The sequence below is a fragment of the Arthrobacter sp. zg-Y238 genome (assembly GCF_024385525.1).
Lineage (GTDB): Bacteria > Actinomycetota > Actinomycetes > Actinomycetales > Micrococcaceae > Arthrobacter_B > Arthrobacter_B jinronghuae.
Map to the genome: position 1 here is coordinate 153,761 of NZ_JANFLU010000010.1, position 23,999 is coordinate 177,759.

The following is a 23,999-nucleotide window of genomic DNA, read 5'->3' on the forward strand; positions in this document are numbered from 1 at the left end:
TACTTAGTATTTTGCGGTGCCCGCGGAGGGCACCCCCGGCGGAAGGAACGAATGCAGCCGCAGCAGACCGGCCCTGATCAGGCGTTTTCCGTGCTCATCATCAGCTCGGGACGCGATGCCCACCTGGCCAATGCCGTCCGCGGGATCAGCCGCTCCACCCGCACGCCCGCCGAGATAGTGGTCTGCTACCTGAACCAGCCCGAGGCTGTTCCCCCGCCCAGTGACGTGCCGCTGCGGGTGGTCCATGCGGCGTCGGGACCCGGCGAACCGCTGCCCCTGGGAGCAGGCAGGAATGCCGCAGCTGCTGCGGCGCAATGCGAGACACTGGTCTTCCTCGACGTGGACTGCATCCCCGGTATCGGGATGTTCGAGCATTTGCTGTCGGACCTGGACCGGACCGGCGGCCTGGTTATGGCCTGCCCCCGCTACCTCGCGGCAGACGCGGACGTGCCGGCATGGGTGTCCGACGGCGACGAGCAGGTGCTGATCCGGGACTCCGTGCCGCACCACGCACGTGCCGCCCTGGCGCCGGCGCAGGGGGAACCGGCAATTGCCTCCCGGGAATACGCGCTGTTCTGGTCGCTGGGGTTTGCCGTCCACCGGGAGACCTTCGAACGGATCGGCGGCTTTGACGAGTCCTTTGCCGGGTACGGAGGCGAAGATACCGACTTCGCCTTCACGGCGCAGCGGCTGGCGGTCCCGCTGGCGTTCTCCGGGGCAACCATGTTCCACCAGCACCACGGCGTGCACAGGCCCCCGCTGCAGCACCTGGAATCCATTGTCATTAACGCCAAGGCGTTCCGGGGCAAATGGGGCAGCTGGCCGATGACCGGCTGGCTCGATGCCTTTGCCCGGGACGGCTACGTGTCCTGGGACCGCGACGGCGGGGACCTGCGGCTGCTGCGCCGTCCGGCTCCGGACGAACTCGCCGCGGCCCGCGTCAATGCACCGTACTGACGTTCCCGCCGCCGGGAACGGCCTCCCCCTGCAAATCCACACCGGACACGGCCGAGCCAACTGCAGCCAGGAAACGGTCCCGGAACTCGTCGGAAGAAACCAGCAGGGTCCTGGCCAGCAGCTGCGGATCGGACCCGCGCAGCTCTTCCAGCAGGCTCGGCCAGTCCGCCACTGAGGCGAAGCCTGCGGCGGCCGCGGCCCCGGCCGCAGCGAGCGAAGAGGCGAACACGGCCTGTTCCCTGAACGGCCGTGGTTCGGGAATCAGCAGCGCCGGCCGGCGGGCGGCAGCCGCAGCGGCCACCGCATTGTGCCCGGCCGAGGTAACCACCACGTCCGCGCCGGCCAGCCGGGGTCCCGGATCCGCCACCACGCCCAGCAGCGACACATTCGCGGGAACCTCGCCCGGGGCGCCGGCGGTATGTCCCATCACGTCCCATTGCCAGTCCGGGGTCTGCCGGGCGGCGGCGAGCACGTCCGCCAGCGCCACGCCGGTTCCGCCCAGGGAGGTCTGCACCGCGACGGTCCGCGGCCGCACCGGCACGAGCCCGGCGGAGGGAGCGGTGTCCGGAGCGAGCATGCCCAGATAGGTGCTCCTGGAGCCGTAAGCCTGCAGATGCGCCGGATCCTCGATGGCTTCCGGGAAGTAGGCGATGAGCCGGTGAACGGAGTCGTAGGCCAGACGGTGGGCCGGATCGGTCCGTTCCCCGTGCATCCGGCGGTGGATGACCGGATAACCCGCCAGCCGGGCAAAGGCGGCAACCTCCACGGACACATCCACAACCACTACATCCGGGGCAAACTCCTCCCAGAGCCGGTGCAGCCGGCTGAAGCGGGACTGCAGCGCCGACCCAGCCGGCGCATAGTGCAGGAACTCCCCCGGTCCGGGCGCGAACGGACCGTCGGGTCCGACGTCGGGCGGCAGCGGCGCAAACCGCGCACCACCGGGCAGCCGCGGGGGTCCTCCGGCCGGGGCGGTGCCGGTGACAAGCAGCTCCACGGCTCCCAGCCGGGCAATGTTGGCGGCATGACGCAGGTGTCCGGTGCCGTGATGGTGCGCGTAGTAGGCCACGCGCGGCATGCGGGAGGAAGGCAAGTACTGCTCCTGTTACGGCACGAGGGCGGCGTCGGGATGACCGGCGGCGGGCAGGGCGGAGCCCGACGGTAGTCCGTCCGGCTCGAGCAGTGACCGCATTTGTTCCTCGTAGGAATCCACCATGGCGGACGCGCTGAAGCGCGCAGCGGATTTCCGTACCCGATCTCGGTCGAGCCGGCGGGCATCCGTGACGGCAGCGGCCAGGGCATCTGCACCGAGGCCTTCGGCGAGCCGGCCGGCGTCGGCGTCGATGATCTCGGGCATGGCACCCAGCGGCAGGGCAGCCACCGGCGTACCGCAGGCCATCGCCTCCAGCGCGGTTAATCCGAAGGGCTCGGACCAGACAGGCGAGGCAATGAAGACCTCTCCGGAACCGAGGAAGGCGGCCAGTTCGCGGTGGTCAAGGTGGCCAACGTGCTGCACCCCGCGGCCGAGGTGCGGTGCAACGGTGCGTTCGAAATACTTCGCATCGCTGATCGGCCCGGCAAAGTGCAGTTCCATGCCTGCCATCCGAGCCGCATCGATCGCTATGTGAAGGCCCTTTTCGGGGGTGACCCGTCCGGCCCAGACTACGGTTCCAGTACGGCGTCCGGTGCCTGCGGGCCAGTCCGCCAGCCGGATGCCGTTGTGGACGACGTGCAGGTCCGGCAGGTACGGGGACCAGCCGGTGGCGTTGCGGGCCGAAACACTGACGAAGCGGTGCAGCGGTGAGAGCGGCGCGCGTCCGTCCTCTACGGCGTCCACAATCCACGGCAGCGGCGGGGTGTGGAGGATGGTCAGCATCGGTGTATCCGCCAGCAGAAGGTAGGGCAGCAGGCTCAAGGAGTTGTTCACGACGACGTCGAAACCGCCGTCCCGGACCGCGGCAACGGCGGAGCCCAGCGCGGTGTCCAGGGCCTGCTGCTGCCGCTGCATTCGTTCGGGGGCCAACCCGCGCCGGAATTCGAAGTTTTCCGGGAGGACCTCCACCACCCGGCCGGCGGACACGGAGCCGGCCTTGGCGAAGAGCGTGACCTCGTGGCCGCGGGAGGCGAGCTCGTCCGCCATCAGCGAGGTGTGCATTTCGAGCCCGCCCTGGAACGGGCTGGAGATCGGGTGGTGCAGGTGGGACAGGACGGCTATGCGCAGTGGTTTCCCGTCTGCCGCGTGCCCCTGCGGCAGGGGGAATTCAAGACTCATATTACTAAGTATGCCTTAGTATTTTCCGCCGGGCCCGGGCAGCGGCAGGCCGTAACAGGCAGGCGGGGCGCTAGGCGGAGAAGGGTTCCGCGCCGAACGGCACCGGCGGGATGTGGTGGGAAGGCAGCCGGTCGCGGTCGTAACTGATGGTGGTGTACCCGTGCGGGACGGGCTTGCCTTCCTCATTCAGGTTGACGAACACGATCTTGTCGATCGTGAGGATGCTGCGGCGGGTGATCATGTTCCGCACTTCTGCCTGCATGGTCAGCGACGTACGGCCGAACTTGGTTGCGGTGAGCCCCATTTCAATCAGGTCGCCCTGAACTGCGGAACTGACGAAGTTGATCTCCGACATGAATTTGGTGACCACCCGGCCGTTGCCCATCTGCAGGATGGCGTAGACCGTGGCTTCTTCGTCGATCCAGCGCAGCAGGCTGCCGCCGAACAGGGTGCCGTTGGCGTTCAGGTCCTCGGGGCGGACCCACTTGCGGGTATGGAAATTGATGTTCTCAAGGGGCATATATTCAGCTTATCCACAGGACTGTTGCCCGTTGGCCGGATCGATGGATGCCTTGCTCACAGACCCCTGTTAGGTGTCTGACGCTGCTGTGACGGCGCTCCCGGGCGCGGTGCCGCCGCTTCAATCCGGGGCCTCATTCAGCTGGTCGCCGAGGTGGGTCAGGTCACCGTCCGGCGGAACCTCCATGGCTTCGAGCCCTGCGGCCTGCTGCAGGTCCCGGATCAGGTCCGCCGACCCGCCCACGATCGTGGAGTCGAAGTCGATCTCGGAAGCCAGGAACCATGCGCCGTCGGCCGGCCAGAGCAGGTTGGGGCTCTGGATCGGGTCCCAGCCGTTGTGCTCCTGCCAGCCCGGTTCGGCAAAGACCGCCAGGCTGCCGGTAAACAACAGGTAGTCGCGCAGCGGCAGTTCGAGGCGGCGCACCGTCTCCACGGAATCGTAGCCCCGGAAGGGCTGCGGCAGCGCCTCCCGGTCGCCGGCGCCGGACAGGGAAAGGGTTTCCCCGCTGCCGGCCACCCAGCCGTACCCGTCCCACAGCCCGGCGAAGCAACTGCCGGGGGTTTGCGTGTGGGCGCCGAGGACGCGGCTGACCTCGGCCAGCGTGCCCGCCGGGAGCGCGCCGACCAGCGGGTCTTCGTAGTGCCACCCCGGTTCGTTCGATACCGGATTGCGGTAGCCGGCAAGAATGGCGGCCCATTGCATCATCGGGTGGGCAACCGTACCGCGCACCCCCGCCAGCTCCTCCCAGCGCATGGGGCGGGACTCAACACGCACCGGTCCGTCCTGCTGCCAGCCCAGCAGCTGCGCCCGGATCGGGTGGAAAACCCGCGCGTAGGCCTCAAACCCGCCAGGGACGGTGCCCGCAACCGTACCGGGCTCAGCAAGCCGCTCCGCGATCCAAACTCCGGACTGCGGGTCGGAAAGCGGCCCTTCCAAGCTCGTCATGCGGCCAGTATGCCCTACCGGGTCCCGCAGCGGGTGCTGCTGCTGCAAGGGATTGCCTCGCCGGCGGCGGATTGGCCGGCTAGCCGGAACGTGCCGCGTCCCCGACAGCCGGCAGGTCGCGGCTATCAGCCGGTCCCTGGTCCAGCCGGAACGGCGGGTATTCGTCACGCATCAGCGCCGTGTACGCCAGGACGCGGTAGGACCACCGCTGCAGGCCCATAACGAAGTCGAACAGCGGACGCGGATAGCGTCCGGTGAACAGCAGTGCCACTGCAGCAACCAGGACCAGCAGGGACAGCAGGGATATGCCGACTGTCCAGCCGCCGGCCGACCGCAGCCCTTCGCCGGCCGGGTCCGTTGCCCAGTTCACCGCTGAGCCGCCGTCGCCGCCGCCCATGCTCCGGTCCCACCCGCCGAACGGGCCGTTTTGGCGCACAATGACATAGCCGGACCCGGTGAACGCCCCCACGATCAGCGCCTGCGGGATAACCAGCAGCCACCACTTCACCAGCACCAGCCCCCGCGAAAGCCGTTCCGGGTAGGCGACGTCGAAATCGGCCGGATAGTCGGTCCGCTCCAGGCTGAAGGGCGGATACCGGTCCGTGCCCAGCACCCCTGAGGCATAGAACGCCACCCGCCAGCTCCAGCGCAGCACCCCCACGTTGAAGTCGAAGAGCGCCCGCGGATAACGGGCAGTGAAGAGGATGGCGAAACCCGCAATGACGGTGGCTACCCAGAACGCGATCCACAGGAAAGCCAGCAGGATGTAGTGCGGAATGGCCAGAAACCACTTCACCAGCCACAACCACCGGGAGAGCCCGGGGTCCAGTTCCCCGTAGAGCCGGGCGGGATACGGCGCCCCGGTGCCTCCGGCAGTCAGCTGTGCGGAAGCGGGAACCGGGGCTGCTCCGTAACCGTAGGGACCGTGCCCGCCGCTGGGTCCTGGGTATTCTCCGCCATGCTTCCGGCCGGTCAGAATGGCAGCAAGGATCAGTGCCGTGCCGCCGAGGACCAGGATGACGGCTCCGATGACCAGCCACAAGGTGAGCGGTCCCAGGACATCCGACAGGATGCCTGCCTGCAGGTCCGCCCTGACCCCGGGGGCGGCGTCGGCGTTCATCACGACAACGGTCCACTCGCCCTGTTGCAGCGGCCAGGCAAGCTCCTGCGTGCCGGCTCCTGCGGAAGAGGCGGCCCAGAAGTCCTGCTCCCCCGGCGGGGCCGGCGCGGCGGTGCCCGGGATCTCCTCGTACTCCGCGGAGAACGGTTCGAACGTAACGTCCCCGAGTTCCGAATGGGCGACGCCGGCCAGGTACCGGTCGACGTCGGCCTCGGACGCAATGCCGATAAACAGCTCGCCGTCGGGGTCGGTTCCCCGGACCTGCACCGTCGCGACGTTGTCTTCCGGCCGGACGCCCGGACTCACCTCGAAGCTCTGGCTGGTCAGGGCGTAGGAACCGACGCTGTAGGTCTCTTCGGGAACGGACAGGTAGCCGTCGTCGCGCTGGGCAGCGGCGAGGATCCCCAAGGCAGCAGCACCGACCCCGGCCGTCAGTCCGGCAAGGACCAGCAGGGAACCAATGATGACCAGAACGATTCTGCCTGCCTTCATGGCATTGCCCTTCGCTCGCTGGAAAGCGGTACCCGGCTAGAAGTTGATCATGTGGCCGGTCAGTCCGTGGAAAGCTTCCTGCAGTGCCTCACTGAGGGTTGGGTGGGTGTGCACGTTGCGGGCGAGTTCGGCAGCTGTCAGGTCCCACTTCTGTGCCAGGGTCAATTCCGGCAGCAGTTCCGAAACATCGGGGCCGATCAGGTGCCCGCCCAGCAGCTCCCCGTACTTGGCGTCGGCCACCAGTTTCACGAAGCCCACCGGTTCGCCCAGCCCGTGGGCCTTGCCGTTGGCCGTAAACGGGAAGGTGCTGACTAGGACGTCATGGCCCTCGTCGCGGGCCTGCTGTTCGGTGAGCCCGAAGCTTGCCACCTGCGGCTGGCAGAAGGTGGCACGGGGCATCATGCGGTAATCGCCCAGCGGCAGGGTTTCGGCCTTGCCGATGGTTTCTGCCGCCACCACGCCCATGGCCTCCGCCACGTGGGCAAGCTGGAGCTTGGCAGTGATGTCGCCGATGGCGTAGATGTGCGGAACATTGGTGCGCATGTACTCGTCGATGCCGACGGCGCCGCGTTCCGTGAGTTCCACCCCGGTTTTCTCCAGGCCGAAACCCTCGGTACGCGGGGCAAAGCCGATGGACATCATCACCCGGTCAGCTTCGATGCTGCCCTGCTGGCCGTTCTTATCCGTATAGGCCACCGTCACGGACGATCCGTTGTCCTTCACGGTTTCAACCTTGGTGGAGGTGAGGATGGGGATGCCGAGCTTCTTGTACTGCTTGGTGATTTCCTTGGAGACGTCCACGTCCTCGTTGGGCAGGGCACGGTCCAGGAATTCGATAATGGTGACATCCACGCCGTAGCTCCGCAGCACATAGCCGAATTCCATCCCGATGGCCCCGGCACCGACGATCACCATTTTCTTCGGCAGGTCCCGGTCCATGATCTGGGCTTCGTAGGTGACCACGTTCTCGCTCAGTTCGACGCCGGGCAGCAGCCGTACGTAGGTTCCGGTGGCGATGATCGCGTTGTCGAAGGTGATGGTCTCGCTGCCGCCCTTGGACAGGTCCACCTCGAGGGTGTGGTCGTCGGTGAAGACGCCGTGGCCGTCGTATTCCGTGATCTTGTTCTTCTTCATCAGGAAGTGGACGCCCTTGACCCGGCCGTCGGCCACCTGTCGGCTGCGGTCAAATGCCGCCCCGTAATCAAAGCTGACGTCACCGCTCATGCCGAACGTCTTGGCCTGGTTGGTGAAGATCTGGGCCAGTTCGGCATTGCGCAGCAGTGCCTTGGACGGAATGCACCCGACATTGAGGCAGACGCCGCCCCAGTATTTCTCCTCCACTATTGCCGTTTTCAAGCCCAGTTGGGCCGCGCGGATGGCGGCCACATAACCGCCGGGTCCGGCCCCGAGGACCACGACGTCGTAATGTTCGCTCATGGGAACCAACTCTCCTTGCCTGGGGGTGCGGGAAAATTTTCTAAGCCGGCTTAAGGCTCTCACGAGGCTGCCGCCGAGGGCACGGGTGCCGGGAACGTTCAGTTGTAGCCCCGGTAGCCGGTCCAGGCCCGGCGCCGTTCGGGAAACGGATCCGACTCAATCCGGTCCAGCTTGTCGAACACACGGGTTTGCCGGTGGGCTTCGTCGTAGGCCGGCCAGTCGCTGCCGGGGTGGGAATGCCGGGCCAGGCTCAGCAGCGAGCCCTGGAAGCGTTTGGACAGGGCTCTCAGCTCTTCTGCCCCGCCCAGCAGAGTCAGGGCCTTTGCGGTTCCGATGCCGATGTCCCCGAACATCACCGGCACATCGAAGGAATGGGTGGCGCCGAACCCCAGCAGGTTCATTGCCGGTGTCGCGTAGTCGTAGCGGTATGCCCAGGTAGGCGCAACGCGTGAGTGCCCCTCGGCAACCATTTGGCTGGGATACCAGAACACCAGGTCGCCGCTGATATCCACTGAACGCTGGCGGGACGGATAGCCGGGATACGCGGCCACCACCCGGTCCCGGGCCTGCGGATCGGTGCCGGCAAACATCTTCTCGATCCGTTCGGGCGTGGACGGCAGGATGTTGGATACCTTCGCGAACAGCGCACCTTCCCGGGCCATGGTGCCCAGCACCAGGGGAACCGGATTCGAGTCTCCGGAAAGGAACATGTCAACGGGGTATCTGGGCAGGAAGTCGCCGTCGATGACCGGTGAGACGCTCAGGGACCCGGGTTGCTTGACCGGGCCGATCTTCGTGGTCAGTTTCCGGGTGGCGTTGACCAGTTTCGCCGCGGGCAGGCGGGTCAGGGCGTCGGCAGCAGCAGAGGGCGGGACGCCGAGGATTTCCAGCAGGTCAGCCGCCCAGCCCGCGTGCATTTCCGGAGAATAGGCTGCCGATGGTGCCGGGCTTTGCGCATAGGCCTGGTGGAACAGGGACCGGGCGCTCGGAACGCACATCAGGGAGGTGACCGCGAGCCCGCCTGCGGATTCCCCGAAGAGGGTGACGTTGTTGGGGTCTCCGCCGAATGCTTCGATGTTCTGCTGCACCCATTCCAAAGCGGCGACCTGGTCCCGCAGGCCCATGTTGGTATCAAAGGGTCGGTCCGGCGTCGAATACGCGCGGAAGTCCATGAACCCCAGTGCGCCGATGCGGTAGTTGAGCGAAACGTAGAGCACGCCGCCGTCCCGGACCAGTCTTGTTCCCCGGTACGTCGGCTCCGCCGAGGATCCGGAACTGAAGGCCCCGCCGTAGAGGTAGACCAGGACCGGCAGCAGACCGTCCGCAGGTTCCAGCGGTGCAGAGACATTCAAGGACAGGCAGTCCTCATCCATGGCCACCCGGCGCCGGGTTCCGGTGAGGCTCGGCGCCTTGGACTGAGGAGGAACCGGTCCGAAGCTGCCGGCGTCGCGGATACCGCTCCAGCTCTGAGGCGGCTGCGGTGCACGGAGGCGGAAGTCACCGACCGGCGGGGCCGCGTAGGGAATGCCGCGCCACGTGCGCACGCCGTCGTCCACTATGCCCTGTACCAGCCCGCTGCCGGTTTCAACCACCAGTGACGCAACGTCAATAGCCACAATCGACTCATTTCAGCCGGGGAACCCCTGCCTTGCGACTACCTACGATAGGCGTGCGTCGATGGGGCCACCAGATCAGGACCCGCTGCCGGCCGTCCCCGGCCCAACATCCTGGTCCTGCTGTACGAGCCGGCGCCTAGGCTGCAGTGACGAGCTGCCGGGAACCGGCGCTGCGCCGTCCATGGGCGGGCCTCGCCGCCAGGCGGCGGTGCACAATGACTTCCCGAAGGCAGAACCCAGCGACTGCTGCGACGTTGAGGGCGATCTTTGTGCCGGTTGACCAATCGGTTCCGACGCACAACATCCAGACAAGGATCAGGACGGGAACTTCCCCCGACCTTAACGCCTTCACAGGGCGGTTCCGACGCGGCCAAACTGCGCGCCCGGATTTCCTGCGCACCCGCGCTGATCCGTTTTGCCGATGCTTCCGCGGGCCGCTGAGGCGGCACTGCGGTATTCCATCCGTGGAGCCATGAGGACACTTCTTCCGTGAAATCGCCCGAGACCTACGTTCCGCACCTCCCAAGGATGCGTCACAGCATACTTTGTATCACATCCGGCACCGTACTGCCGGGTCGAAGCCCGGCGCGGGATTCGACCGACACCCGGCGGCAACGGGGCTAGGCTGCGCTGACCTTTCCGTCCGTGACTTCCCAGCGGGTGTCGAGGCGGACATTTTCCAGCAGTCGCCGGTCGTGGGAGACCAGCAGCAGGGCCCCTTCGTAGCTTTCCAGCGCCTCTTCGAGCTGCTCGATGGCGGGCAGGTCCAGATGGTTGGTGGGCTCGTCCAGGACCAGCAGGTTCACGCCCCGGGCCTGCAGGAGGGCCAGCGAAGCGCGGGTACGTTCCCCCGGGGAGAGTGCGTCGACGCGGCTGGCCACCTGATCGGCCTTGAGTCCGAACTTGGCCAGCAGAGTGCGTGCCTCCGCGGACGTGAGTTCCGGAACGGCCGCCTCAAAGGCCTCCCCCAGCGGTAGATGGGCCGGAAGCTGGCCGCGGCCCTGATCGATTTCCCCCACGGCGACTGAGGCACCCAGGGAGGCCGTGCCGGCGTCGGGCACCTCGCGTCCCAGCAGCAGCCGCAGCAGCGTGGATTTGCCGGCACCGTTGGGACCGGTGATGCCGATCCGCTCCCCGGCGTTCACCTGTACCGATACCGGACCGAGGGTGAATCCGCCCCGGGCCAGCACGGCGTCGTTCAACGTGGACACCACCGAGCTGGAGCGGGGCGCCGATCCGATGCGCAGCTGCAGCTGCCATTCCTTGCGCGGTTCCTCCACCTCGTCCAGCCGGGCGATGCGTGACTCCATCTGGCGGACTTTACGTGCCTGCTTTTCGGATGATTCAGTGCTGGCCTTGCGCCTGATCTTGTCATTGTCAGGGTTCTTCTTCATGGCGTTGCGCACGCCCTGCGAACTCCATTCCCGGGTGGTCCGGGCACGGGAGACCAGGTCCGCTTTTTTGTCAGCGAACTCGTCGTAGGCCTCGCGGGCATGCCGGCGGGCGACGGCGCGTTCCTCCAGGTACGCCTCGTAGCCGCCGTCGTAGACCGCCACGCTGTTCTGCGCCAGGTCCAGCTCCACCACGGTGGTTACGCACCGAGCGAGGAATTCACGGTCATGGGACACCAGTACGACGCCGCCGCGGAGTCCGCGGACAAACTGTTCCAGGCGCGCCAGGCCGCCCAGGTCAAGGTCATTGGTGGGCTCGTCGAGCAGGACAATGTCGAAGCGGCTCAGCAGCAGGGCGGCCAGCGCCACGCGTGCCGCCTGCCCGCCCGAAAGCCCGGCCATCTCGGTGTCCAGGCCGAGCTGCAGGCCAAGGTCTGCCAGTACGGCGGGTGCCCGGTCTTCCAGGTCGGCTGCACCGGACGCCAACCACCGGTCCAGTGCAGCCGCATAGGTGTCATCCGCACCGGGGAGTCCGGATCCCAGCGCTTCGGCAGCAGCCTCCATGGCAACGGTGGAAGCCGCCGCCCCGGTACGGCGGGCCAGATACGCGCCGACGGTTTCCCCGGCCAGCCGTTCGTGCTCCTGCGGCAGCCAGCCCACGAAGGCGTCCGCGGGAGATGTGCTGACCGTGCCGGCCTGCGGTTCGGCCGCTCCGGCGAGCAACCGCAGCAACGTCGATTTGCCGGCACCGTTCGCGCCCACCACGCCCACGACGTCCCCCGGCGCGACAGTGAGGGAAAGATGCTCGAAAAGGGTGCGGTGGGCGTGGCCGCCGGAAAGGTCCCGGGCGACGAGGGTTGCAGTCATTCCTCCATTCTATTTTGTGCACGCACCTGTCTCGGCCCGGGTCGCCGGCGGTAAGGTAATCACCTGTTCCGCACCTAAGGACGATCATGACCTCCATGCATCCATCCGGGCCCGGGGCCCTTCGGCTGATCTTTCCGCAGTGGCAGGGCGCCGCCGGAGCAGGCGCCGTCGGTTCGCTGCCTGCGGGCCAGCCGCACCAGACCCAGCTTTCGTACCATCTGGGACCGGCCCTGCTCGAGCTGCTCTCCCCCGCCCATGAAGGACCCACCGCCTTTGTGCCGGTCAGCACCGACACATCGGATGAGGCAGTGGAGACGGTGGACGGCATCTATGCCCGCGAGGCGGTCCTGCGCCAGCTGCGGGAAGGGCTCCGGTTGGTGTCGGAAGCCGATCCGGCGTCAGTGGTGACCTTCGGCGGGGAATGTTCGGTGAGTGTGGCGCCGTTCAGCTACCTGGCCGCCAGGTACGGACCGGACCTTGCGGTGCTGTGGGTGGACGCGCACCCGGATACCGGGATCCCTGGCGACAGTTATACCGGGTTCCGTTCCATGTCCCTGTCGACGCTCGCCGGGGAGGGCGACGCCGAATTCCTGGCCGCGCTGCCGGCTGTGGTGGCGCCGTCGAACGTCCTCCACATCGGCCTGCAGGACTGGCAGGATCCCGGCATGGCCAATAAGCACCGGCTGGGCATTTCCAGCGTGGGCATCACGGACACCCCGGAGGACACCCGCCGCATCCTGGATTGGCTGGCACTCACCGGAGCAACCAGGCTGGCCATCCACGTGGATCTGGATGTGCTGGACCGGAGGGATTTCACGGGAACAACGGGTAACGGCACCCGGGGCATGCGGGTGCCGGACCTGCTTCGGATTATGGATGCCCTGGGCGATGCCGGCGAGATAGTCGGCCTCTCGCTCGCCCAGCATGCACCGCTGGAGCTTCTTCGCCTGGGCGGACTGCTGCGGGACCTGCCGGTCTAGGTCAGCGGTAGCCGCGGTAGCCGTTCCAAGCTTCGCGGCGGTTCCGGTGGGGATCCTGTACAACACGGTCGGTGTCGTCGAAGACCTTGGTTGCGCGCGTCCCGATCCCGTAGGCCGGCCAGAGTCCCGGATTTCCAGTGCGGGCAAAGCGCAGCAGCGCGCCGCGGAACCGGTTGCCAACGGAAACGGTAGTGCGTTTGCTGCCCGGCAGCGTCAGGAACCGGCCAAGCCCGGTGGTGTAGTTGCCGAACACAGCCGGGGTGTCCATACCGTGGGTGGCGCCGATCCCCAGCAGGCCCGCCACCCGCGGGGCGTAGTCAAACCGGTAGGACCACGTGGGCGCATAGGAGCAGTGCCCTTCCGCCACTTGGACACTGGGAAGCCAGAAGACCACATCGCCCCCTACGTCCACGGCTGCGTGCTTTGAGGGGTAGCCGGGGTAGGCGGCGAGGACGCGTGCCTTAAGCTCCGGTTCCGTGCGGGCAAACATTGTGTCAATCCGTTCCTCCGTGGTGGGGAGAACGTCCTGGACCCGGTCGAACAACGCACCTTCGCGGAACATATTGCCGATGACCAGCGGGATCCGGTGTGCCTTGCCCGTCCGGAAGGCATCGATGGGATGCAGCGGCAGGAATTCCCCGTCGACTACCGGCGCCACGGCCAGGGCGCCGGGCTCGGATTCCGGTGTGACCTTGCGGGTGAGCCGGCCGACTGCCTTCACCAGGCGCTCCGCAGGCAACGAGGCCAAGGCATTCGGTGCTTCCTCATCGGAGACCCCCAACAGTTCGATCAGGCTGCCCGCCCACTTTTCCGGCAGGCCGGGGCCGTAGGCAGTAGCCGGTGCCGAGCTCTGCACGAAGGCCCGGTGGAAGAGCCCCTCGGCAGACGGAACGCACATCAGCGCAGTAATCGACATGCCGCCGGCAGACTCGCCGAAAACCGTCACGTTCTCCGGATCCCCTCCGAAGCCGGCAATGTTGCGCTGCACCCAGCGCAGGGCCGCGACCTGGTCCGCCAATCCGACGTTGACGTCGAAGGGCCGCTCCGGCGTCGAATACCGGCGGAAATCCATGAACCCCAGTGCTCCCAGCCGATAATTCATGCAGACGTACACCACGTCCCCGCGCTCCACGAGATTCGTGCCGTCATAGGCTGCGGCAGAAGCGGCCCCGATGGTGAATCCGCCGCCGTAGAAATACACCAGGACGGGGCGCGGCGGAGCATTGTCCAACGGTGCGGTGACGTTGATGGTGAGGCAGTCTTCGTCCATTGGAGTTTTCCGGCCCGCACCCATGGACGGCAGTCCGGGTTCCTGGGGCGGCACGGGACCGTACCTGCCGGCGTCCAGCACACCCTCCCATGGCTGTACCGGACGGGGCAGGCGCAGCCGCAGGTCGCCGACGGGCGGGGCCGCGTACGGGATTCCGCGCCACGCCCGCACACCGTTCACCACTATTCCCTGCACCATTCCGTCCGACGTCGAAACAGTGAGGTCCGGCTGAGCCGTAGTTGTTGCCACAGCGTTCCTTCCGCGGTTTTTCGAGCCCAGCGCGATCATAACCAAGCGCCGGAGGCCGCCGCTATCCCCGCCCATGCTATTCGCACGAACTGCTAAGCCCTTGGCGGACGGCAGGGGCAGAACCCTGCAAAAATTCGACAGCATGCTTATGGTGGAAGGACCGTCACCAACCTAAAGGAGAAACATATGTCCCGCATCGCCATTATCGGAGGTCACGGAAAAGTAGCCCTGCACCTGGCCCGCCGGCTGACCGACAAAGGTCACACCGTCACCTCGCTCTTCCGCAATCCGGAACATGCAGCCGATGTTGAAAAGACCGGCGCGGAAGCCGTCGTCGCCGACGTGGAAAACCTCTCCACCGACCAGATCACCGAACTGCTCCGCGGGCAGGACGCCGTCGTCTGGAGCGCCGGAGCCGGGGGCGGCACCCCCGAACGCACTTTCGCCGTGGACCGGGACGCCGCGATCCGCTCCATGGACGCCGCAGAAGCAGCCGGAGCCGGCCGCTATGTGATGGTTTCCTACTTCGGTGCCGGCAAGGACCATGGGGTTCCCGAAGACGACGGGTTCTTTGCCTACGCCGAAGCTAAGGCCGACGCCGATGAGCACCTGCGGGCCAGCGGCCTGAACTGGACCATCCTTGGCCCCAGCGCGCTGACCATGGATCCCGGCACCGGCCGGATCGAAACGGGAGCAGGAGTTGAGGGCACGTCCGTTTCGCGTGAAGACGTTGCCCACGTGGCCGCCGAAGTCCTCGAGCGCCCCGACACCGCCGGCAAGACGATCGAGTTCAACAACGGCTCGACGCCGGTTGCCGAGGCCCTGGATTCCCTCGCCTAGGCAGGGATCTTCTCCGGCACTGCAGCCACGGCCGTCCCTATAGTCCCCCTATCCACGCCAACCGAAGGATTCCCCCATGAACCAACCGGAACAGCAGCAGGAAGTACCCGGAACCCAGGCGCAGATGACGCCCGTTCCCGACTGCGGCGAAGACTCGTACCGAGGCAGCGGCAAGCTCCAGGGCAAAGCGGCGGTCATTACCGGCGGCGACAGCGGCATTGGCAGGGCTGTGGCCATCGCCTATGCGCGCGAAGGCGCCGACGTCCTGATTTCCTACCTGAGTGAAGACGAGGACGCGCAGGACACCGCGCGCCTGGTGGAAGAGGCCGGCCGCCGGGCCGTCCTGGTCCGGGGCGACCTGGACACGGCCGAGCAGTGCCGCAAGGTCATCAGCACGGCCGTTGAAGAATTCGGCAAGGTGGACATCCTGATCCACAACGCCGCGTTCCAGATGGATCACGAAACCATCGAGGAGATCCCGGACGAGGAATGGGAGTACACCTTCAAGGTCAACATCAACGCGATGTTCTACCTGGTCAAGGCTGCACTGCCGCACATGGCACCGGGTTCGTCCATCATCGGTACCTCCTCGGTGAACTCGGACATGCCGGTGCCCACCCTGGCACCGTACTCGGCCACGAAGTCCGCCATCGCCAACTTCTCCGCCAGCCTGTCCCAGCTGTTGGGCGAGCGGGGCATCCGCGTCAACAGCGTGGCCCCCGGCCCCATCTGGACCCCGCTGATTCCCGCCACTATGCCCGCGGACAAGGTGGGTTCCTTCGGGGCCGACACCCCGCTGGGACGCCCGGGACAGCCGGCCGAACTGGCGCCGGCCTACGTCCTGCTCGCGTCGGATGACGGCAGCTACATTTCCGGTGCCCGGATTGCCGTCACCGGCGGCAACCCGATCCTGTAGCCGGTCCACCAACAACAACGGCAGCCGCACCTGCGGCTGCCGTTGTTGTTTCTGCGGTGTTAACCGGTGATCTTGTACTTTTCGCGGTCCGCGGCGTCGAGGATCTGCTGTTCCTCAACGGCCATGGCGCTGCCGCCGCGGCTCCGCGGCATCCACCAGGCTCCGGGCTCGGGCGTCACCGGGTAGGTATCGATGCAGTAGTCGATTCCCTCCTGCAGTTCCTCCTGCAGCCGACGGGTCTCTTCGACGACGTCGGCATCCGTTTCAACGCGGATCATTTCCCCTACGTGCACGCGCACCGGATTTTTCCAGGCGGCCTTGATGCTCAGGCCGTGTCCGCGGGTCAGCATGCGGTGACCGCCCCAGACCGATACCGGAATGATCGGCACACCGGCTTCGGCGGCCATGCGCACGGCGCCGGTCTTCAGCTGCCGCACGGTGAAGCTGCGGCTGACGCCTGCCTCGGGCAGGACCGCAAGGTAATCACCGCCGCGCAGCTTTTCAACGGATTCCTTGTAGGCTGCTGCGCCGTCGGCACGGTCCACGACCACGTGCTCGCACCAGTCACAGACAGCCTTGACGAACTTCTTCTTCGTGGCTTTCTTGGTGACGAGGAACCGCATGTGGACCTTCAGCTTCCTCCACATCAGGAGCTCCGCGAACGCAAAGTCCAGGTAGCCGAAGTGCGTGATGGCCACCACTGCGCCCTTGCCGGGGACGACGGTCCGGTTCAGGCCGCGGATTTCTTCCTCTGCGGGAAGGTTCTCCAGGCCGGAGGGGATCACGGGGACCCTAAAGAGGCTGCGGGCAGTGAGGCCCGTAAATACGATGCCTCGATAGACGAACTTGTTGGGGTTACGCTTTGCGGGCAACGTCGGCTCCTGAGTCGGGCGGATTTTCGGGGCAGGCAACGAAATTCTACCGCGGCGGCCGATGGCTGCTGTCCTGCTTGTCCGCGCCGCGCGGAAATGACCCGCCCCGCGCTCCCCGGGCCCGGGTTCAGCAGACGCGGACCAGGTTGGCGGCTATCTTTTAGCCATGGTGATACGCGGGAGGTTCGCCGGCCGGGGGCCGGGTGCAAGGCTGCGCACCGAACCGGCTGCCCCGGCTGATCCTGCTGCCGCCCGAGACGCGCAACTCGGCGACGTCGACTGGTCCGCACTTCCTGCCGGTTGCGTCAGTTCCCGGTTTCCGGCACCCAGCGGGTCCCTCGCGGCCATCAGCATGGGAGACGCAGGAAGTCCGGCGGTGGTCCTGGTGCCCGGGGCCATGGGATCAAAGGAAGACTTCTCACTGATGCTGGCGGAGCTGGCAGCGGCGGGATACTTCGCCTTCAGCTTCGACCTCGCCGGCCAGTACGAGTCCGCCGACGCCGGCCCCGAGCATCTGCGGCCGCCGCGGGACCGGTACGACTACGAGCTGTTCACGGGTGACCTGATATCCGTGCTGACTGCCTGCGGCCCGGCCCACGTGGTTGGCTACTCGTTCGCCGGCATCGTGGCGCAACTGGCCCTGCTGCAGCGGCCGGACCTGTTCCGCAGCATCACCCTGCTTGGCTGTCCGCCCGGCGGCGGCCAGAGTTTCCGCGGTGTAAGCCGTATCGGCTGGGCCGCCCCGTTCGTCGGGGACCGGATCAGCGCGGACCTGATTGTCTGGGGCGTGCAGCGTAACTTCATTGGGGCATCCCCCGGCCGGATGGCGTTTGTGTCGCACCGGTTCACCCGCACCCGGAAAGACTCCATCCGGGACATGGTGGGGCTGATGCGGCACGCCCCGGACCTGCGGGCGGACCTTCGAGCGGCCCGCCTCCCGAAGTTCGTGGCCGTGGGCGAGCATGATGTCTGGCCGCTGCGGCTGCACCGGGAGTTCGCCGCCGGTATCGGAGCATCCTTTGCGTCCTACGGCAGCGGACACAGCCCCAGCGAGGAATCGCCCTACCAGTTCACGCGGGACCTGCTGCACCTGTTCGATTCCGCCGGCTGAGGCTGCGTGCACGCTCCCGCCGACGCCGGCACGGCGGCTCCTGCTCGAAGTCGAGCTTGAACGTGGTCCAGGCCATGGAAACCCGCCGCCCCAGTCCGCGCCACGTGTCAAAGGGCCGGGCGGATACACCTACGCGCAGATCCGGGTCCCAGCGGACCCACATCCCGGGACGAAGCTGATAACAGAGGTCCAGGTCATCATGCACGCGGGGATCTCCCCGGTGCACCCGGTTCCTTAGCCGTATCCACATGCTCCGGTGCAGGCCGAAGTTGGACCCGAAGAGCGGCGGGTGCCCCAGCAACAGGTTCATGGACCAGCGGTAGCCGCCGATGTAGAGGGTTTCCGCTATCCACCGGACCACCGGCCCGGAGCCGTAGAACTCCCCCGGTCCGGTGACAGCGGTGTCTTTGCCGGCCTCGAGGAGATCCGCTTCCAGATGCTCCAGCCAGTGCGGCGGAGGCACCGAGTCTGCGTCCAGGCGGGCCAGCCATTCACCGCCCGCCTCATCGAAGCCGCGGAAAGTAGCGGAGGCGACACCGACGTCGGGCTCGTAGATCCTGCGGACGCCCGCTGCCCGGCAGACGTCCGCCGTCGCATCGGTACTGGCGTTGTCCACTACCAGCACCTCGTCCGGCTGCCGTGTCTGCCGGGCCACCGCGCGCAGGCACGCAGCAAGCATGGCGGCGTCGTTATGGGAGGGGATCACCACTGTAATAGTCGACATCGCGTCCTGGCTGCCGGTTGTCCGTTGCCCTCCGATTCTGCCACCGCATGCTTCCCCCGGCCACGGACGGGAAGGCTGCAGGCGGGCGGCACGGTCAAGTGGTGCACTCCGGTGCCGCCTTTGTCCACCTAAGCCGTCACGGCGCTTAATCCGCGGACATGCGGGGCCATATTCCTTGGCGGCCCGAAAGCACCCGGACTAGCGTTGCTCAACTGCGGCACGTTGCCGCGGCATCTCCCCTTTCTCCTAGGAGCAGTTTCAATGCTTATTTCAGGCCTGCTGGTCGGGTTGGCACTCGGATTCGTTATGCAGCGGGGCCGCTTCTGCGTCACCGGTGCCTTCCGGGATGTCTGGGTCACACGCAATACCCGCTGGCTCACCGCGTTCCTGGTGGTTGTTGCCGTGCAGAGCGTCGGCGTATTCGCCTTGGACGCTGCCGGCGTCATTACCCTGCAGGCCGAGGCGTTCCCCTGGCTGGCGACCATCGTGGGCGGCTTCATCTTCGGCTTTGCCATCGTGCTGGCCGGCGGCTGCGCCACCGGAACCTACTACCGCGCCGGTGAGGGCCTGGTCGGCAGCTGGCTGGCGCTGATCTCCTACGCACTGTTCGCCGCGATCATGAAGACCGGGCCCCTGGCCGGCTTCAACACCGCAATGCGCTCCGTGACCGTGGAGCAGAGCAATTTCTACTCCGTCCTGGGTATCTCCCCGTGGCTGTTCGTGGCGGTGCTTGTGGCTGCGGTGGCCCTGGCCGTCCGGCACCACCTGGCCAAGCCGAAATTCGCCATGGCCGCCCTGCCGGCGTCGAAAACCGGACTGGCGCACCTCTTGTTCGAAAAGCCGTGGAATGCCTTCGCCACTGCCGTTGTCATCGGGCTCATTGCCACGGCAGCCTGGCCGCTGAGCTGGGCCACCGGCCGGGAGGACGGCCTGGGCATCACCACCCCCTCCTCCAAGCTGGTCAGCTACCTGGTCACCGGCGACGCCGAACTCGTGGACTGGGGCGTGTACCTGGTCATCGGCATCCTGCTCGGCTCCTTCATCGCAGCCAAAGGCAGCGGCGAATTCCGGGTCCGGGTCCCCGACGCCGCCACGGCAGTCAAGAGCCTCGGCGGCGGTGCCCTGATGGGCATCGGTGCCGCCCTGGCCGGAGGCTGCACCATCGGCAACGCCATGGTGCAGACGGCCCAGTTCACCTTCCAGGGCTGGACCGCGCTGATCTTCATGATCCTCGGCACCGGCGTGGCTGCGAGACTCACCATCATGAACCGCCGCCCGGCGCCTGCCTCCGCACGCGTTCCCGTCGGCGTCTAATTCCCCCACCAAAAGCTAGAAAAGGAAATACACCATGGCACAGGTCACCCTGGAAACCAACGGATCCGTCTGCCCCTTCCCCCTCGTGGAGGCCAAGCAGGCCATGACAACGCTTACGAGCGGCGACGAACTCGTCATCCACTTCGACTGCACCCAGGCCACGGACGCCATTCCGCGCTGGGCTGCGGAGAGCGGCTACCCGGTCACGGATTTCTCCAAGCGCGGTCCCGCGGAGTGGTCCATCACGGTGCAGAAGGCCTAGTCCTTCCGACGGGCACGGCTGGGCTGGACCCGCGGCGGCTCCCCCGGCATCTTCGGATAGTCCGGCGGGAAGGGCAGCTCGCCCAGCCCGTTGGCCAGGTCCCGTTCCCACCAGTCCAGCAGGACGTCGATGGACCCCGGCCGGGCTGACATTTCCGCCCAGGGGTCCCCGACAGTGCGCAGCCGCTCCGGGACGGTCTGCATCGTGAAGTCCCCCGGATGCACCCTTTCCAGTTCATCCCAGGTGATCGGGCAGGAGACGGGTGCGTTCGGGAGCGCCCGGGGGCTGTACGCACCCGCCATGGTGCGGTCGCGGTTGGCCTGGTTGAAGTCCACGAACACGCGTTGGCCGCGCTCCTCCTTCCACCAGGCCGTGGTCACCTTGTCCGGCATCCGGCGCTCCACCTCCCTGGCCGCCGCAATCACCGCGTGCCGGACGTCCAGGAATTCACGCTCCGGCCGGATCGGGGCGAACAGGTGGATGCCCCGGTTGCCCGAGGTCTTGATGAACGCGTCGAGCCCGGCCTCCGCGAGGATGGACCGCAGTTCCCGGGCCGGACGCACGGCGTCGTCGAAATCCGTGCCCGGCTGGGGATCGAGGTCGATCCGCAGCTGGTCCGGGTTGTCGGTATCTTCCGCCCTTGACGGCCAGGGATGGAAAACCACCGTGTTCATCTGGGCCGCCCACACCGCGGCGGCCGGCTCATCCAGCACCACCTGCGGGTGTGAACGGGCGCTCGGGTATTTCACGGTGACGGCGCGCATCCAGTCCGGCATTCCACGCGGCGGATTCTTGGAAAAGAACACCTCGCCGTCGATGCCCTCCGGAAAGCGCTCCAGCGAGACGGGCCGGCCGCCGTTGGCCCGGATGAATGCCTCGCCCACCTCCGCGAGATAACGGGCCAGATCCAGTTTCGTGATTCCGGGATTCGGCCAGAGGACCCGTCCCGGACTGGAGATGCGGACCTGCCGCTCCCCCTCCGGGCCGGGAACGGTCAAGGTGGTTTCCTCGCGTGCCATGGCTCTGCTTTCCCTCATCGGACAGTGTGGGAAAGAGGTTACCGTGTCAGGCGGCAGGCTTCGCCGGTACCGGTTCCGACGGTGCGCCGGGCCGGTAGTTCTTCCGCCCGTGGACAAAGTGGTACAGCACCGTGGAGGCCAGCAGGACGGCGGCCAGCACCCAGTACATGCCGTGGAATCCCATCAGCGGCAGGAGCATTCCCAGCAGCAGCGGGCCAAGGCCCACCCCGGCATCCATCAGGATGAAGAATGTGGACGTGGCCAGGCCGATTCGAGCCGGCGGCGCCGTCGTCACGGCAATCGCCTGCGCACACGGCATCAGCGCACCGAAGCCGAACCCCACGAACACGCCGGCCAGGGCCATCACCGTGTCATTGGGGGCGTAGGCCAGCAGCGCCAGGCCGACGGCGAAGGACACGAGCGTGGGATAGACCACGGCGTTGTCGCCGTGCCGGTCCTGGATGCGCCCCACAAACAGCCGTGAAACCAGCACCACGCACGCATAGACCACAAAGAAGAGGCTGGCGCCGAGCACCAGGCCTTCTGTCTGCGCGTAGGAGTTCAGGAAGGAGAGGATGCCGGCATAAGCCGCGCCGGCAATAAACATCACCGATGCAATGGCCAGGGCCGACGGATCGATGATGTCCGTTAGGTGCATCCGCCACTTGTTCTCCTGTTCCTCGGCGGTTGGCGTGCGTTCAGGCAGGGACAGCACCAGGGACAACACCAGTGCGACGGCAGCGCAGCCGGCAGCAAACAGGAACAGCGCGCGGTAACTGACGGACTCCGCCAGGAACACGGCCAGGAACGGGCCCACTGCAGTGGCCAGCGTGGTGGAGATGCCGAAGTAGCCGGTGCCCTCACCCCGCCGGTGAACGGGAATCAATCCCATTACGGAGGCGGAAATACTCGTGCTGGCCGCTCCGAATGCCATGCCGTGCAGGATCCGGACGGTCAGGAGCAGCGCCAGGCTGGACGCGGGGATGTACAGCAGCGACGCGACCACGAACACCGCAAGGCTCACGACCAGCAGCCTCCGCCGCCCCACGAAGTCCAGGAACTTGCCGGCGAACACCCTTGCCGCCAAGGCACCGAGGACGAAGGATCCGGAAGCGAATCCGGCGGCACTGTCGGATGCGGAGAACTCCTGCACCGTATAGAGCGCCATGGTGGTCATCAATAGATAAAACACCAGTGAGATAAAGAGATTGGTGATGATCGCCAGCACAAATCCCCTAGTCCATAATTTAGAACCGCTGCCAGCCACTGCCTTCTCCTGTTTGCTCGGAACAAGCGACCCAGATTGAAAGGCCGCCTAACAACCTTACGCGCCGTCTCCGCCGGCCGGGAAATCGGCCTGCTGCCTCCGCCCACGGGCTGGATTGGAGGAAATTTCAGTGATCCCGGACACTTTTTGCCCGTGCACTGGTGCGGTTGTGACGCAGGGGAAAACATCAGTCACTCCTGTACCGGAGGGTGGAATTCTCCGGCCCCAAGTCGCACCGGGCTGGACGCCGTTTCCGGAGTAGTGATACAGCTGTTACTAGTGGGATCACACGCGTAACACCTGCCACGACGCCTGGAAACTGCGGGCCGATCGGCATAAAGGGCGACGCTGTTAATATTGAGACTGGAGCAGGCCGAAGTGGCCGTTGAGGCCTATTTCGGGTAGCATATCGCGCCCCCGATCACACGCCCGAGAGAAGCAGATCACACAATGGTTATCCAACCGTAACTATCTTGTACGGTTATACCCATGCCGCTTTCTGATGCGGCTCCCCCGGGCTTGTTACCTAGCTCTGCCGCTGGTCCCGGGGTCCACAGAACGCACAACCACGGCAGAGGCGGGGGAACCAATTATGGGTTCCTTGAATCCTTGGGGTTAAGTCTCCGGTTTCACCGGCGGCCGGGTGTCTCCCATCCGAATCCGACAGCTCACCTCGCAGGTATCGGGAGAGGTTATTACATGACTTTCAACAAGACTCGTGGACGCCACCGCGCCGAGAACACCGTCGCAGCAGGCCGTGCACGGACCATCGGCAGCACCGCAGCCGTCGTCGTTGCCGGCTCCGGCATCATGCTCGGTATGGCCGCACCGGCCTCCGCCGGTGTTGTCGCCAACGACAACTACACCCCGGCACAGGCCGTTGCACCGGCTGCTCCGGTAGCTGCCGCACCGGTGGAAGCCGCACCGGTAGCTGCCCCCGCAGCTGCTGCCGCCACCCACACCGTTGTATCCGGTGACACCCTGGGCCAGATCTCCGCCGCTTACGGCGTTGGCCTGGACTCCGTCCTGGCACTCAACGGCTTGTCCCTGGCATCCATCATCTACCCCGGCGACGTCATCACCGTTGCCGGCGAAGCTGCTCCGGCTGCCGCACCCGCTGCGTTCTACGCCGCTCCGGCAGCTGCAGTAGCTGCACCGGCTGAGCCCGCCAACACCGGTGTGGTCACCACCCAGTCCACCAACATCACGCCGGCTGCAGCAACCCCCGCAGCCAGCGGCACCAATGCCATCATGCTGGCTTCGGCACAGTCGCAGCTGGGCGCAGCCCAGGACTGCACCGTCCTGGTTGAGGTTGCCCTGCGCGCCGCAGGCCACAGCGTCGGAGACCTCGGTCCCGCACAGCTGGCCGCCTACGGCACCCAGGTCTCCACCCCGGAGCCCGGTGACATGGTCTACTACGCTGACGGCGGCATGGGCCTGGCCCACATTGCCATCTACATCGGCAACGGCGAGGCCATCCACAGCGGCTGGAACGGCAACCAGACCGTAGTCCAGTCCGTCAACGTCGGCTCCGGCCCCGTGTTCTACCGCGCATAAG

Annotated in this window: 21 protein-coding genes and 1 riboswitch; of the genes, 8 read left to right on the forward strand and 13 right to left on the reverse strand. The window is 66.5% G+C overall.

The window, feature by feature from the left end:
- Positions 1 to 51: 51 nt before the first annotated feature.
- Complete coding sequence (locus tag NNX38_RS09605) at positions 52 to 957, forward strand: glycosyltransferase family 2 protein (protein ID WP_255797779.1); 906 nt, start codon at positions 52 to 54, stop codon at positions 955 to 957.
- Here the strand turns inward: NNX38_RS09605 and NNX38_RS09610 are convergent.
- From NNX38_RS09610 to abc-f, 8 genes are all read right to left on the reverse strand, one after another.
- A complete protein-coding gene (locus NNX38_RS09610; RefSeq protein ID WP_255797780.1) occupies positions 941 to 2,050 on the reverse strand; it encodes a glycosyltransferase in 1,110 nt (369 codons plus the stop codon). The two genes, NNX38_RS09605 and NNX38_RS09610, sit on opposite strands and share 17 nt — an antisense overlap.
- A 12-nt stretch (positions 2,051 to 2,062) precedes the next feature.
- Positions 2,063 to 3,229 (reverse strand): glycosyltransferase, encoded by a 1,167-nt coding sequence (locus tag NNX38_RS09615; RefSeq protein ID WP_255797781.1) that lies wholly within the window; start codon positions 3,227 to 3,229, stop codon positions 2,063 to 2,065.
- 70 nt (positions 3,230 to 3,299) lie between these two features.
- Positions 3,300 to 3,749, reverse strand: coding sequence for an acyl-CoA thioesterase (locus tag NNX38_RS09620; protein ID WP_227921835.1), 450 nt, complete (start codon positions 3,747 to 3,749; stop codon positions 3,300 to 3,302).
- A 120-nt stretch (positions 3,750 to 3,869) separates the two neighbouring features.
- Entirely contained in the window at positions 3,870 to 4,694 is an 825-nt protein-coding gene (locus NNX38_RS09625; RefSeq protein WP_255797782.1) for a hypothetical protein, read from the reverse strand.
- A 79-nt stretch (positions 4,695 to 4,773) separates the two neighbouring features.
- Complete coding sequence (locus NNX38_RS09630) at positions 4,774 to 6,306, reverse strand: DUF4389 domain-containing protein (protein WP_255797783.1); 1,533 nt, start codon at positions 6,304 to 6,306, stop codon at positions 4,774 to 4,776.
- 36 nt (positions 6,307 to 6,342) lie between these two features.
- Positions 6,343 to 7,743 carry a dihydrolipoyl dehydrogenase gene (gene lpdA / locus NNX38_RS09635; protein ID WP_255797784.1) on the reverse strand — a complete coding sequence of 467 codons (1,401 nt, stop codon included), beginning with the start codon at positions 7,741 to 7,743 and terminating at the stop codon, positions 6,343 to 6,345.
- Positions 7,744 to 7,841: 98 nt separating this feature from the next.
- Positions 7,842 to 9,359: a carboxylesterase/lipase family protein gene (locus NNX38_RS09640; protein ID WP_255797785.1), complete on the reverse strand. Its 1,518-nt coding sequence runs from the start codon at positions 9,357 to 9,359 to the stop codon at positions 7,842 to 7,844.
- Positions 9,360 to 9,979: 620 nt separating this feature from the next.
- Positions 9,980 to 11,617: a ribosomal protection-like ABC-F family protein gene (abc-f, locus tag NNX38_RS09645; protein ID WP_255797786.1), complete on the reverse strand. Its 1,638-nt coding sequence runs from the start codon at positions 11,615 to 11,617 to the stop codon at positions 9,980 to 9,982.
- 86 nt (positions 11,618 to 11,703) lie between these two features.
- Here abc-f and NNX38_RS09650 point away from each other — a divergent pair, with 86 nt between their 5' ends.
- Positions 11,704 to 12,597: an arginase family protein gene (locus NNX38_RS09650; protein ID WP_255797787.1), complete on the forward strand. Its 894-nt coding sequence runs from the start codon at positions 11,704 to 11,706 to the stop codon at positions 12,595 to 12,597.
- Between the two features lies 1 nt (position 12,598).
- Here NNX38_RS09650 and NNX38_RS09655 read toward each other — a convergent pair whose 3' ends face one another.
- Complete coding sequence (locus NNX38_RS09655) at positions 12,599 to 14,116, reverse strand: carboxylesterase/lipase family protein (protein ID WP_255797788.1); 1,518 nt, start codon at positions 14,114 to 14,116, stop codon at positions 12,599 to 12,601.
- A 186-nt stretch (positions 14,117 to 14,302) separates the two neighbouring features.
- On the opposite strand from NNX38_RS09655, the gene NNX38_RS09660 reads away from it, so the two are divergent.
- The gene (locus NNX38_RS09660; RefSeq protein WP_255797789.1) at positions 14,303 to 14,956 is read left to right on the forward strand and encodes an SDR family oxidoreductase; all 654 of its coding nucleotides are present in this window, start codon (positions 14,303 to 14,305) and stop codon (positions 14,954 to 14,956) included.
- A gap of 76 nt (positions 14,957 to 15,032) precedes the next feature.
- Positions 15,033 to 15,872 carry an SDR family oxidoreductase gene (locus NNX38_RS09665; protein ID WP_255797790.1) on the forward strand — a complete coding sequence of 280 codons (840 nt, stop codon included), beginning with the start codon at positions 15,033 to 15,035 and terminating at the stop codon, positions 15,870 to 15,872.
- A gap of 59 nt (positions 15,873 to 15,931) precedes the next feature.
- Here the strand turns inward: NNX38_RS09665 and NNX38_RS09670 are convergent, their stop codons facing one another.
- Positions 15,932 to 16,744, reverse strand: coding sequence for a 1-acyl-sn-glycerol-3-phosphate acyltransferase (locus NNX38_RS09670; protein WP_255797791.1), 813 nt, complete (start codon positions 16,742 to 16,744; stop codon positions 15,932 to 15,934).
- Between the two features lie 166 nt (positions 16,745 to 16,910).
- Here NNX38_RS09670 and NNX38_RS09675 point away from each other — a divergent pair, with 166 nt between their 5' ends.
- Positions 16,911 to 17,855, forward strand: coding sequence for an alpha/beta fold hydrolase (locus NNX38_RS09675; protein ID WP_255797792.1), 945 nt, complete (start codon positions 16,911 to 16,913; stop codon positions 17,853 to 17,855).
- Here NNX38_RS09675 and NNX38_RS09680 read toward each other — a convergent pair.
- Positions 17,815 to 18,579 (reverse strand): glycosyltransferase family A protein, encoded by a 765-nt coding sequence (locus tag NNX38_RS09680; protein ID WP_255797793.1) that lies wholly within the window; start codon positions 18,577 to 18,579, stop codon positions 17,815 to 17,817. The genes NNX38_RS09675 and NNX38_RS09680 overlap by 41 nt on opposite strands.
- A gap of 261 nt (positions 18,580 to 18,840) precedes the next feature.
- On the opposite strand from NNX38_RS09680, the gene NNX38_RS09685 reads away from it, so the two are divergent.
- Both NNX38_RS09685 and NNX38_RS09690 read left to right on the forward strand, forming a co-directional pair.
- Entirely contained in the window at positions 18,841 to 19,893 is a 1,053-nt protein-coding gene (locus tag NNX38_RS09685; RefSeq protein WP_255797794.1) for a YeeE/YedE family protein, read from the forward strand.
- 34 nt (positions 19,894 to 19,927) lie between these two features.
- Positions 19,928 to 20,155: a sulfurtransferase TusA family protein gene (locus NNX38_RS09690; RefSeq protein ID WP_229952011.1), complete on the forward strand. Its 228-nt coding sequence runs from the start codon at positions 19,928 to 19,930 to the stop codon at positions 20,153 to 20,155.
- Here the strand turns inward: NNX38_RS09690 and ligD are convergent.
- Positions 20,152 to 21,174 carry a non-homologous end-joining DNA ligase gene (ligD, locus tag NNX38_RS09695; protein WP_255797795.1) on the reverse strand — a complete coding sequence of 341 codons (1,023 nt, stop codon included), beginning with the start codon at positions 21,172 to 21,174 and terminating at the stop codon, positions 20,152 to 20,154. The genes NNX38_RS09690 and ligD overlap by 4 nt on opposite strands.
- Before the next feature lie 46 nt (positions 21,175 to 21,220).
- Positions 21,221 to 22,402, reverse strand: coding sequence for an MFS transporter (locus tag NNX38_RS09700; protein ID WP_255797796.1), 1,182 nt, complete (start codon positions 22,400 to 22,402; stop codon positions 21,221 to 21,223).
- Between the two features lie 590 nt (positions 22,403 to 22,992).
- A riboswitch (cyclic di-AMP (ydaO/yuaA leader) is annotated at positions 22,993 to 23,137 on the forward strand.
- A 3-nt stretch (positions 23,138 to 23,140) separates the two neighbouring features.
- Here NNX38_RS09700 and NNX38_RS09705 point away from each other — a divergent pair.
- Complete coding sequence (locus NNX38_RS09705; protein WP_255797797.1) at positions 23,141 to 23,998, forward strand: LysM peptidoglycan-binding domain-containing protein; 858 nt, start codon at positions 23,141 to 23,143, stop codon at positions 23,996 to 23,998.
- Position 23,999 lies beyond the last annotated feature (1 nt).